We start from the raw sequence: 12,153 nt of genomic DNA, 5'->3' as shown, positions 1-12,153 counted from the left end.
TTGAGTAGGTAGTATATGTCTTTACTGCAGAATGTATTAAAACAACCTTACTTATTGAGGGTAGTACGGGTTCTCCGTGGCAAATAATGCTAAGGGCATTTCTTCCTAATAGGTATTAATTTCCAAAATATGAACAATTGTTCTATGTAAATTTAATAGATATAATAAATAATAAAACAAAAATACGAAAAAGGATGGGGTTAATTTGGCTAAAAGTAGCAAGAACAAAGAAGAATTATTACTTCAAAGTTTCGAAATATTAAAAAATAATTTAGAAGATAATAGTGGGAAAATACGGGAGATTATTGCAAAAATAGCAAAAAGCAATATAACATTAGCAATTGATATGTGGAAATATGTTCTTATAAATGGTGAAGCTATTATAAAGAGAGATGGTTACTCCTTTACTAGTGGTATGCTATATAGCTTAGAACAAAAAATTGGTGGGGAAGAACTAATAATTATATTGAATGAAAATGAAGATATACTAGAATATGTATTCGGTAAATCTGATAGTATCTACTCAAGCTATATTTGGGATGCTTTAAGGTATGGTTATATTGAACTTGCAGAAAAAATGTATACTTTAGTGAAGAAAAATCGATATAAAGAGAATTCGCTAACTGAATTTATTGAGGAAATTTGTGATTCTTTCGCTTCTGAATTTGATTATATTCAAGATGTAGATGATGATGATGATGATTCTTATGAAGAAGAAGAAAACCGTGCAAATGAAGTTGCAAATGTATTATTAAAATGGGTAGGCAACTTAAGAGATAAAGAAGCAAAGGCTCGTATTACAGTAACTTTGATTGATTATGTTTAATAAACATAGCTTGAATATAACCCTCATGTTAAATTTTGAGGGTTTTTTTTAGAGAGGTGGTAGTTTCAATGAAAGAAGTTATCGAAAACATCAGTCATCGTTTTTTAGAGGAAGCTAAATCATCACCACAATTATTAGCGGATATGGCTGCTATGGAAAAATATATGGCGGAAAGTTACGGGGAACGCATTTTTATTGAGTTATTGCAAAATGCAGATGATGCAGAATCCAATCGAATTACTATCTATAGTAAAAATGGTCATATTTTCTTTGCGAATGATGGAAAGCCTTTTAGTCAACAAGATATTGAAAGCATTAGTCGTTCAGGGGCAAGTTCTAAAAAACGAGGAGTTTCCATTGGGTATAGAGGTGTAGGATTTAAAAGTACCACATACCTAACTAACACCATTATTATCCACTCAAATGATGTTGGATTTACGTTCTCGAAGGAATTGTGTGCGAAGAAATTACAGATTTCAGATATAAACAAAGTGCCAACTGTTCGTATCCCTTTATATTTGGATGAAATCGAAACCGAAATAGAGGAAGAAATACAAAAACTCTATCAAGAAGGATATCAAACTATTTTTATTTTTAAGAATGCTCGATCAGGTTTGTTAGAGGATGAATTGGCTGCTGTTAATGATGGCTATTATTTATTTCTTAATCATATTCAAATGATCCAAATCAATATATCAACGATTCGTAGAAAGTTTAAGGTATTACGAGACCATCGACGAGTTTGCATTCAAGAAGTAGGACATGAAAAGAAAGAATGGTACATTGTTGGAAATCAACGTAACAAATCGGTTCAGCTTGGATTAAAATTAGATGTACAAGGTCAGATAATGGCTTGTGAAAAGGACGAAGCGGTATTTCATTGTTATTTACCAACCTTAGAACCTACTGGTTATCCATTTAAAATCAATTGTGACTTTTCAACAGATCCTAGTCGAAAACATTTAACTTGGGATGAAAAAACAGAAGCAGGGTTGAAGATTGCAACAGAACAGATCTTTAAAACTATGGCTGAGACTTTGCAAGAGGGACATGAAGCGTTATTGCCAATCTTTTCATTACTCGAAAAACGTCAATCTTTCTCGAAGTTTTCAAATTATCTGTCGGATAAGTTAATTGAATTAATTAAGAAAGAAAAATGGATTCCTTTATATAACGGTGACATGATTAATGCGACAGAACATAAGCGAAAACCACGTTTTTTAGAAACATCAGAATTTGTATGGATTCGAGAGCATTCCAGTATGAAGCAATTAATGCCAATTGCTAGTCTACAACAAAACGGTTACTTAGATAACTTTTTAGAATCATTTGCGACGGGAATATATGAAATCCCAGACTGGATAACCATTTTATCCGAAAAAGAGTTTGTGGAAAAAGCTGACCAGACCTTATTAGGTAAACTGTATGGTCAATTATTGAAGTCAATTCGTTCTAAAATGTTGATTAATAAAGAGGTATTTCCATTAGACAATTGCTACATAAAAGATGATCAAAATCAATTGATGATTTGGGGAAGTAAAAAAGGTATCGTCTATTCAAAATCCTTCTTATCCGAGTTCTTAAATTCACTAACAGCAAATGATATTAAATGGATTGATAATACCTATAAAACGGGCTTTACAAAGGAACAATCACTTGGAAATGACCGTTTTGGTTCATCAGAAAAAACAGATTCCAATGTTTTTGAACGTTCATTATCCTCTATTTTTTCATCAAAAAAGAAAACCATCTCCAAATGGCGAGCAGCCGAATATCAATGTATAGAATTTGAGCAATTACAAGGAAATCAGGCTAAAGATGTTAGTAAGCAAAATCTAGGATATGACGTACATAGTCAAACTAAAACTGGTGAGATTCGCTATATCGAAGTAAAGTCTATTTCGAATCGAAATGCAGAAATTTCGATGACGAATAATGAATATACGGCAGCACATCAATATGGAGATGCCTATTATTTATGCATTATCTATCAACAAGACAACCAATTATTATTAGAATATATTCAAAATCCATTAAAGCAGTTACAGTTAGAAAAACGTGTTAAACAATGGGAATGGATATGTGACGATTACAGCGGTGATAAATTTGAGATAGACTTAAATTAACAATCACATTACGAAAATTACGTATTTGTATAAGGAATATTTATAGAAAAACGATATTTTTTCGTGATATTATCTACGGTACCCTTAAGTTAAACTTATAGACTATAAGGTGCTTTACTTTAATAAACGATGATCGTCTAAATGGCGGTCATCTTTTATGTTCCTTAGCCAAAACATTCGATAATGTAGACAAACTGTTTGGTAAACAGAAGAGAGACGAATGAGTATGGTTCAATAGATTAATGGGGGGACCGTATCACAAATGATGGGGGATGTGTTGTATGCCCATCTGCCTGATGTTGGACGTCTATGGCGTGGAATCCGGAACCTTGACGAGTTTTACTTCTAATTATAAATCTAGCAAATTTAACGTGCTAAAGTCGTTGAGAAAACCAGTCGTTTCAAGGGTTCGAGGCGTATAGGTCTTAAGAGAAAGTATATAATGTAATAACCTTCACCTGACGGCTCGGTGATGTAACCAAAGCTTATCAGCTTCAGTAACATCAAATAAATATAAACTTGTATATTATGTGAAGACTGTTCTAAGCAGGATTCAACTGAGCGTTAGCGAAGTTTATTACATCGTTTAATGCTACATAGCATGTCAATAAGAATTATCACTTTAGATTGATGAACTCAATGTTCCTCGAGGCAACTACGTTCAACTATTAGCTCCAAGTATCAACTCGGTTTAGCCATATGTCATCGGATAACCCTTTCACTTATGAAACTAAGTTATGACATCCCCTTATACCTTGAAAAAGTCGATTCAGCACTTTGGTGCCAATACTTTTAAGTTGTGAAACAGTTTGGGAGAACGGAAAATTTGAAAGAGACTGTAAAAGTTATTTGTCTCGTACCAATATTCCATTTATATCGAATATGCCTTCGAATATGTAGTTTGGGTAGGTAACAGCTTGCTGCTTTTCAAGTTTTATCTCCTTTACTCGTGTAACAAATCGTTCTCTATTGGGCATCCTTTTAAAACTATCTATTAGGTTGTTTAAGTCATGGCTTTTTTCTGGTTCTTCAAAACCAACCAAATCCCTAAACCTTAATATATTATCATTAGATATTACTAATTCATGTTGGGATTGACAAAAATATAATTTACTACCTCCTTTTCCATCTGGCAAAGGTCGGTAACCTGCTTCCCTCCGATTGGCATATAAAGTAGAAACAATTCCTAATCGAAGTAGCATTCTTTGTGCTTTTTGAAGAAAAGGAAAATTTGATTGGCTTAAACGTACACTTATTCCTTTTTCCTGTGTTCCTTGAACAGAGCCATCACTATCAAAAAGGCCTCTTAATATCCCACAATAAAATTTATAAGATGCAATTTCCATTTGTGGCGTAATTTCTTTAGTTTCTTCCAATCCAAATACTTGAGCCAATTGAGTTAATCTTGAAGATTGGATAGTTGTTTTATCACGTGATTCGATATAAATCCCAGTTAAATCTGATCGGGCACCTAATTGTTTTTTTATTCGCTCAATTGAAATTTCACGAAGGGCATTTTGGGTTTCTCCCCAAAATGATAAATAAGCGTAATTACTTTCCCCTGATAATCCACCATCACCAAGTACTTCTCCAATGAGCCAACCTTGCTCAAGAGTCCCGTTACCTTTCCAAGGTTGCAAGTTTCTTAAATTAATTAGGGAGATTTTCTCCCCAATTTTTAAATTTATGACTGGCTTCCAACATGAGTATTGTTTATCTCGTGTTTGTTTTGTAATTACTTTTACCAGAATAGTTGAAGGTATTAGAACTTCAAATCCCTCCAATGTTGTAACCTTATATAAGTCACAATTTTCTTTATGTTGTTCATTAGGTAAAGCTCGAGGAAAGCCTTCTCTCATCGTCCATGAGTCGGAATATTCATCCTTTAAGAAAATCTCTGTATTATCAATATCCCGTATTTTCTGTCGCTCTACTGCTCTTAATTTCCGTTCTTCTGATTCTTTTTTACTAATACATTTTTTACAGTTAGGAACTTTTCCCCCAGCACCTTTTCCCTTATAAAAGTGATTAAGAGGTAAAACTTCTTGACATATCTTGCATTGTTTAGCTTGAAGTATAACTCCGTTTTCTTCAATTATATTTAATTTAGTATTTTTTCTACCGGATGGAGACATACATGCAATACATTTAGGTCTACGCTTTCCAATTCCTTTCGGAGCTTTATAAAAATGATCCAGTGGCTTTACAATCCTACATTGATTACACATTTTCGCATCAACTAAGATTCCGTTATATAACATTGTTGTGAGCTTTGCGTGTACCGACCCTTTTTTTCCGGGCATTATCCTATCCACCCCGTATTACCAGATTTTATGAACATTATTATAAATGACCCTTCAATTTACATCTACAAAAATATTAACTAGTGAGTATTGTAGTTCTTGGTCAAGGAGGCACAGTATCACAAACGAAGGGGGCATTCCATATTGGAGTATGCCTGGTGTAACGCACATATGGACGTCAAATCTCGGAACTTTACGAGCCGACAGTAGAACGCCCTCCGTTTCTATGAAATCAGTTGTTCTAATCAGCCAAATCCTTTTTGAAAATTTTTTTCAGATTAGAAAACTCGGGGGTGCTACAGTACAAGTGATAATGACACAGAACATCTACAGACATAGTGATTACAAACAGTTACAATCAAGAAAAAATGATTAGATGTGTGTATCTTCGAGATGACGAAAATGCCTGTTAGATACCAAAGAAAAAGATTATATTTTACTTATTCAATACGCATCTGGTTACTGTGAGATTGTCAAAGAAGGGGACCGCAATCACAATATTAAACTGGTTCATTTTTCCGAATTGAAGATAAAAGAATCATGATCGTCGTTATGACGGTTTTTTTTATGATCAATCTCTTCTATGCCCAAGAAAAGGATAGAGCTAAACTCACATATTTTTTTGACAGTTGTCTTGGAATTGACGAACATTAATGTCTATCTATGCACAATGTAAATACAATAGATTCAATTGACGCTACCAATTACACAAACGGTATCGTGTTAGAAGGTGATATTGCAATAACTGAGGGATGGGAACAAACGAACCACAAGAACCATTACGTATATTATGTTCAAAAGGAAGATTATACTTGGAAACTAGTAAAAGGAACGTTGAAAAAGTTATGGTAGCTTAATAGAAATGTTAAATAAAAATGTATAGGGATCGTCTTATGGCAATCTTTTTTTATGTAAACTAGTTCATCATCTATTTAATTAGTATGGTAAAATACTACTATAAACTAGAAAATATTGGGGGGGTGAAGCTATGAATAAATTAAATTTGTTTTGGCCGGTATACAAAAACTTAGAGAAAGAATTTTTGAAATTGGCTGATTATATTCATTTTGCTGACGAGCAACTTAATGTGTATTCTATGCATATTGCTGATTTGATTGTTCGCTGTGCAGTAGAAATAGAAGCTATTTCAAAAGATCTGTATTGTGAGCTTGGTGGTAATATATCTCCTGCTGATGTAGACGGAAAGCCGAGGGATTTATATTTTGATACTGATTGCATTGAACTGTTAGAACAGAATTGGAAACTATGTAAGAAACAAATAGTACTTTCTGCTACAAATTTTTACTTTACAAATGAAGCGAATAAGATTTTAACTCCATTGCATAAAGCTAATAAGCGTGGAACAAGCGGGAGCAAGTGGAAACAAGCATATCAAGCAGTTAAGCATGACCGAAGGAATTCATTGAAAAAAGCAAATATTGAGAACTTGCTTCATGCGATGGGGGCTCTGTACATATTGAATTTATATTACAAAAACGAAAGAATCGATAATGGACGTGTATACATGAGTGACCATGACTTTGATAGTCGGGCTGGTTCAGAAGTTTTCTCCGTTTTTTGTTTTAAAGCAACTGGTCTTTCAATGTCGCCACAAATGGATGATAGCTGCATTGCACAACAGCCGGATAATGATTTAGAAAAATCTATTTACATCATTAAATATGATGATAAATCTTTTATTGAAATGCATAAAAACTATTGCTTAGATAACCAAATTACCGTACAAAATTTCAGTAATTCTCCGGAAATTAATGCTTTTTTATTAGAACATCCTGAATATAGAGAAAAAAGTATAAATGAAATCTGTATGGCAGCTGGTGGTCTTAACTTACTTGCTAGAATAATGTCTTTTAGCTATACAAAGCAAGAAAAAGATACAAGAACTGAGGCAATACTCAATAAACACGCTGGCATATATCCTGTGTTATTTCCAGTAGAAAATCAATAGTTTACCATGATTATCTAGCAAAATAGGGGTATATTACAGATTCTAATTTGATGCTAAAGTCACTAGTGACAACTCGGATATTATCGAATAAATGCATTAGCCATGTATAATATGCTTTACCCTTTATGCGTAATGACTCACCTTATGAAGTCGGCAAACGTTCAAATTCGTGGCTAAAGGTTATTAGCTATCAGTATTCAGATGTATATGTCGTCCGTAAGCAGCCCAAGGATTTCGGATTGCTGTTAACATTCGAAGATGGACGATATGCTGGCGTAATGGAACTTGGTGTTCCTGTGGCTAATGAAGGAGCGTTTATGGAAAGCCGATAATCCGTGAAGAAAGTGATTTTACGTTTATTGGACCCGTTAAGTGTGTGTCAAATATCGTAATTTAACAAAGGCAGGATTATTGCGTCTTCCAAGTTTTGTTGAGTGGATTTAACGTCCACTCCTTTTTATTACGTTAATATCATATTTTAGCGACTTTTCTTCCTTATATATACCGTGTTATAATGAAACGGTCGAAAGTTCGCCAAATGACCGTATCAGTGCCCGTTTCAAAATGCGTTCATATAGCGGTTTGTCCCAGTAGCTCAGCCGGATAGAGCATACGCCTTCTAAGCGTACGGTCGGGAGTTCGAATCTCTCCTGGGACGCCATTTTCTTGTACCAAAGTCAAACTACATACTAAAAGCTCAACTCACCAATGTGGTGAGTTTTTTTTGTTTCCAAATTATGCTACACTATTTTTTACTACATACCGAAGGACGGATTTTATGAAAAAACGGGAACAAGTCAAACGAAAAGATAATATTATCTTCTTCCCCGGACTAGACAAACGATTAGCGGACAAAGGTCTGGAAAGTCTTGAAAAGAAAAAATTTCATGAAGCGATCCCCCTATTAGAAGAAGCGCGGGAGCTTGACCCTGATAATGAAAACATTTTAATCGGGCTTGTCCTGGCCTATTTTGAAGCAGGTGCTTTTAAGAAAGCGAAAGTACTGGCAAATGAGATGCTATTAAAAGGCATAGGCGATTATTTTCAGATGGTCGATCTTTATTTGACTGTCCTTATCCAGCTGCATGAATATCGGGAAATTGTCACAACCATTGAAGCGCTCTTAGATGAAAGGGAAATCCCCCCTGAGAAGCATGACCATTTTTTAACGATTTTGCAATTTAGCCGGCGGATGGCAGAGGGACATGACCAGCAAGATGCAGAACAGGAGGAAGAAGACTTAGATCTTCCATCCCTAAACCTCCTCTCGATCGATAGTATTAACGAGCAAATGCTCCTTATAGCCAATTTGGCGGACAAAAATATCCGTCCTTATCTTGATGAAATGGCAGACTACCTAAAGTCCGAGGCGGGTCATCCATTTATTAAAACAATCATTTTAAATCTATTAAAGGAACAAGAAATAGATCGAGAAATCATCGTAGAAAAATTTGCTTTTGTAAAACAGTTCAGTCCTATACAGCTCCCTGACGTAAGGGAACAGCCTAAAATGCTAGAGGTAAAGGCATTGCTTGCAAAACAAGTAGAAAGTAAAAATCCAGGTCTATATGAAAATGCGATTAATATGGTTGATAGACTATTTTTTATTTGTTATCCGTTTGAACTTGAACCAAATTCCTCAGAAGCTTGGGCTGCAGCTTTTGACATGCTCGCACAAGAATATTTGGGAATGGACCCGGAATTTGGCGAAATTGCAGGAGATTACGGTGCTGAACCCTCTGAAATCGAGAAAGCAAGAGAGCAAATAGAGACTATTGAGAAAATTTCTTATCCTAATATTTAGGTCTTGCTGTTGAAAGAAGACGAACCTATGTTATAATGTAGGGGTTGCATTGTGTAAAAAACTATATTTTACATTTAAAAATGGAAAAATTGCTTGTTCGACAAGACATTTTTCGACTCAAATTCGTTATCGAATGAAATGAGAATAGATTTGTTGGAGGGAAAATAGGTATGACAGCAAAATGGGAAAAATTAGAAGGCAACCGCGGTGTCCTTACTGTTGAAGTAAGTGCTGAAGAGGTAAACAAAGGCCTAGACGCGGCATTTCAAAAAGTGGTTAAGCAAGTAAACGTTCCAGGTTTCCGTAAAGGAAAAATGCCGCGTGGCATGTTTGAAAAACGTTTCGGTGTAGAAGCTCTTTACCAAGATGCATTAGATATCCTTCTTCCAGAAGCATACGGAAATGCAATTGACGAAACAGGAATCGAACCAATCGACCGTCCAGATATCGATATCGATCAAATGGAAAAAGGCAAAGAACTTATTTTCAAAGCAACTGTACAAGTGAAGCCTGAAGTTAAATTAGGCGAGTACAAAGGCTTAGAAGTAGAAGAAATTGATACCACTGTAACAGATGAAGATGTTGCAAACGAATTAAAAACAATGCAAGAACGTCAAGCTGAACTTGTTGTTAAAGAAGACAGCGCTGCTGTAAATGGTGATACAGTTGTCATCGACTTTGAAGGTTTCGTTGATGGCGAAGCATTCGAAGGTGGAAAAGCTGAAAATCATTCATTAGAGTTAGGTTCAGGTTCTTTCATCCCAGGTTTCGAAGAGCAATTAGTAGGGGTAAAAGCTGGCGAATCTAAAGATGTTGAAGTTACTTTCCCAGAAGAATACCATGCGGCAGAGCTTGCTGGTAAACTAGCGGTATTCAAAGTAACTGTTCATGAAATCAAAGGAAAAGAACTTCCTGAATTAGATGACGAGTTTGCTAAAGATGTAGACGAAGAAGTTGAAACTTTAGAGGCGTTAAAAGAAAAAATCAAAACTCGTTTAGAAGACAGCAAAAAGCATGAGGCAGAACACAACCTACGTGATACAGTAGTGGAAAAAGCTGCTGAAAATGCAGAAGTTGAAATTCCAGAAGTATTGGTTACGACTGAAGTAAACCGCATGCTTCAAGAGTTTGAACAACGCCTGCAAATGCAAGGTATGAACCTTGAACTTTACTTCCAGTTCTCAGGTCAAGACGAGAACGCTCTTCGTGAACAAATGAAAGAAGATGCTGGAAAACGTGTAAAAATGAATTTAACACTTGAAGCAATTGCTAAAGCAGAAAATCTTGAAGTAACAGATGAAGATGTGGACGCTGAACTTGAAAGAATGGCTGGTATGTACAATATGCCGGTTGATACCATTAAACAAGCTCTTGGCGGCGTTGATGGCATTAAAGCTGACCTTCAACTTCAAAAAGCAGTTAATTTCTTAGTTGAAAATAAGAAATAATAGTGAATTTTTGGACAAGGCGCGATTTTTATCGTGCCTTGTTTTATACTTTTCTTCCATTACATATTATAATAAGGACAGGGAAACCTTTTTAAAGATTCCACAAATTATTGGAAGGAAAAAGCGCAGTCAATAGCGAATAAATATTTCCATAGCGTTTTAAGATTTATTTTTTAAAATTATGGTTAAGATTAATGGAGTACATATGTTTTTTCGAATTCCACAAACAAAAACGAGAAAAAAGAAAACATAATCGATAAAGCGTTTTATTTCCAGTCCAATAGTCAAATGTGTTACAATGCAAAATACATACCATTAAAAGTAGAGAAAAAACTCGGACTTTGTTTGTGTAATTCACGAGCTTCAATGGGGTTTTAACACGTGTTAAGGGGTGAAAGAATTGTTTAAATTTAATGATGAAAAAGGACAGTTAAAGTGTTCCTTCTGTGGCAAAACACAGGATCAAGTTCGTAAATTAGTTGCCGGGCCGGGAGTATATATATGTGATGAATGCATCGAGCTTTGCACAGAGATTGTGGAAGAAGAACTAGGAACAGAAGAAGAAGTAGAATTCAAAGACGTACCAAAGCCAAAAGAAATCTGTGAGATTTTGAAGGAGTACGTTATTGGACAGGATCAGGCGAAAAAATCGCTGTCAGTAGCGGTTTATAACCACTATAAGCGTATCAATTCTAATAGTAAAATCGATGATGTTGAACTTTCAAAGAGTAACATCTGTATGATTGGACCTACTGGATCAGGTAAGACGTTATTAGCGCAAACCTTGGCACGTATCTTAAATGTACCGTTTGCGATTGCAGATGCAACCTCACTTACGGAGGCAGGTTACGTAGGGGAAGACGTAGAAAATATTCTTTTAAAATTAATTCAAGCAGCAGATTACGATGTCGAAAAGGCCGAAAAAGGAATCATTTACATCGATGAAATCGATAAAATTGCCCGTAAATCGGAGAATCCATCGATAACAAGAGATGTTTCCGGTGAAGGTGTTCAACAAGCACTATTAAAAATTCTTGAGGGTACTGTTGCAAGCGTTCCGCCACAAGGTGGAAGAAAGCATCCGCATCAAGAATTTATCCAAATTGACACGACGAATATCTTGTTTATTTGCGGTGGTGCATTCGATGGGATTGAACCCATTATCAAACGCCGTTTAGGCCAGAAAGTAATTGGCTTCGGGTCAGATGTCAAGCAAGTTGATATTGACCAAAAAGAGCTTCTATCCAAGGTATTGCCTGAAGACTTACTACGTTTTGGATTAATTCCAGAATTTATTGGACGTCTTCCAGTTATTGCGAGTCTTGAGCAATTAGACGAGGCAGCCTTAATTGAAATATTAACTAAACCAAAGAATGCACTTGTTAAGCAGTACCAAAAGATGCTTGAAATCGATGAAGTGGAGCTTGAATTTGAAGAAGGTGCTCTCACTGAAATTGCGAAAAAAGCAATCGAACGCAAGACGGGTGCCCGTGGTTTACGTTCAATTATTGAAGGAATTATGTTGGATGTCATGTTTGATCTTCCTTCACGTGAGGATATTACGAAATGTATTATTACAAAAGAAACAGTTTCCGAAAATAGCGTACCGAAGTTAGTTCTTGAAGATGGTACTGTTATTGTTGAGGAAAAATCAGCATAACGAAGTGAGACCTGGCT

8 protein-coding genes and 1 tRNA gene are annotated in these 12,153 nt (G+C 35.4%); 8 read left to right on the top strand and 1 reads right to left on the bottom strand.

Annotated elements, in window-relative coordinates; translation table 11 throughout:
- The first annotated feature begins 205 nt into the window (after positions 1 to 205).
- Both L1999_RS22665 and L1999_RS22660 read left to right on the top strand, forming a co-directional pair.
- Positions 206 to 826 (top strand): hypothetical protein, encoded by a 621-nt coding sequence (locus L1999_RS22665; protein ID WP_235740622.1) that lies wholly within the window; start codon positions 206 to 208, stop codon positions 824 to 826.
- A gap of 68 nt (positions 827 to 894) precedes the next feature.
- The gene (locus L1999_RS22660; protein WP_235740621.1) at positions 895 to 2,952 is read left to right on the top strand and encodes a sacsin N-terminal ATP-binding-like domain-containing protein; all 2,058 of its coding nucleotides are present in this window, start codon (positions 895 to 897) and stop codon (positions 2,950 to 2,952) included.
- An 845-nt stretch (positions 2,953 to 3,797) separates the two neighbouring features.
- Here the strand turns inward: L1999_RS22660 and L1999_RS22655 are convergent.
- Complete coding sequence (locus tag L1999_RS22655; RefSeq protein ID WP_235740620.1) at positions 3,798 to 5,255, bottom strand: LAGLIDADG family homing endonuclease; 1,458 nt, start codon at positions 5,253 to 5,255, stop codon at positions 3,798 to 3,800.
- Positions 5,256 to 6,243: 988 nt separating this feature from the next.
- Between L1999_RS22655 and L1999_RS22650 the strand changes: the two genes are divergently transcribed.
- The 6 genes from L1999_RS22650 (at position 6,244) to clpX (ending at position 12,136) form a co-directional block, all read left to right on the top strand.
- On the top strand, positions 6,244 to 7,224 hold the full coding sequence (locus L1999_RS22650; protein ID WP_235740619.1) for a hypothetical protein: 981 nt from the start codon (positions 6,244 to 6,246) through the stop codon (positions 7,222 to 7,224).
- A 125-nt stretch (positions 7,225 to 7,349) separates the two neighbouring features.
- Positions 7,350 to 7,556 (top strand): hypothetical protein, encoded by a 207-nt coding sequence (locus L1999_RS22645; RefSeq protein ID WP_235740618.1) that lies wholly within the window; start codon positions 7,350 to 7,352, stop codon positions 7,554 to 7,556.
- 252 nt (positions 7,557 to 7,808) lie between these two features.
- Positions 7,809 to 7,885: transfer RNA gene (locus tag L1999_RS22640), tRNA-Arg, on the top strand.
- Positions 7,886 to 8,002: 117 nt separating this feature from the next.
- On the top strand, positions 8,003 to 9,028 hold the full coding sequence (locus L1999_RS22635) for a tetratricopeptide repeat protein (protein WP_235740617.1): 1,026 nt from the start codon (positions 8,003 to 8,005) through the stop codon (positions 9,026 to 9,028).
- 170 nt (positions 9,029 to 9,198) lie between these two features.
- On the top strand, positions 9,199 to 10,476 hold the full coding sequence (gene tig, locus L1999_RS22630) for a trigger factor (protein WP_235740616.1): 1,278 nt from the start codon (positions 9,199 to 9,201) through the stop codon (positions 10,474 to 10,476).
- A 400-nt stretch (positions 10,477 to 10,876) separates the two neighbouring features.
- On the top strand, positions 10,877 to 12,136 hold the full coding sequence (gene clpX, locus L1999_RS22625; protein ID WP_235740615.1) for an ATP-dependent protease ATP-binding subunit ClpX: 1,260 nt from the start codon (positions 10,877 to 10,879) through the stop codon (positions 12,134 to 12,136).
- The last annotated feature ends 17 nt before the right edge of the window (positions 12,137 to 12,153 follow it).

This window comes from Neobacillus drentensis (genome assembly GCF_021560175.1).
In the GTDB taxonomy this organism is placed as follows: domain Bacteria; phylum Bacillota; class Bacilli; order Bacillales; family Cytobacillaceae; genus Neobacillus; species Neobacillus drentensis_A.
The sequence above is the reverse complement of the archived record's forward strand: the minus strand, read 5'-3'. Positions and strand labels throughout refer to the sequence as shown.

Excerpts from the sequence above, each read along its gene's own strand:
- L1999_RS22650 (WP_235740619.1), top strand. The coding sequence starts at position 6,244 with ATGAATAAATTAAATTTGTTTTGGCCGGTATACAAAAACTTAGAGAAA.
- L1999_RS22635 (WP_235740617.1), top strand. The coding sequence starts at position 8,003 with ATGAAAAAACGGGAACAAGTCAAACGAAAAGATAATATTATCTTCTTC.
- L1999_RS22660 (WP_235740621.1), top strand. The coding sequence starts at position 895 with ATGAAAGAAGTTATCGAAAACATCAGTCATCGTTTTTTAGAGGAAGCT.
- L1999_RS22655 (WP_235740620.1), bottom strand. The coding sequence starts at position 5,255 with ATGCCCGGAAAAAAAGGGTCGGTACACGCAAAGCTCACAACAATGTTA.
- L1999_RS22645 (WP_235740618.1), top strand. The coding sequence starts at position 7,350 with ATGCGTAATGACTCACCTTATGAAGTCGGCAAACGTTCAAATTCGTGG.
- tig (WP_235740616.1), top strand. The coding sequence starts at position 9,199 with ATGACAGCAAAATGGGAAAAATTAGAAGGCAACCGCGGTGTCCTTACT.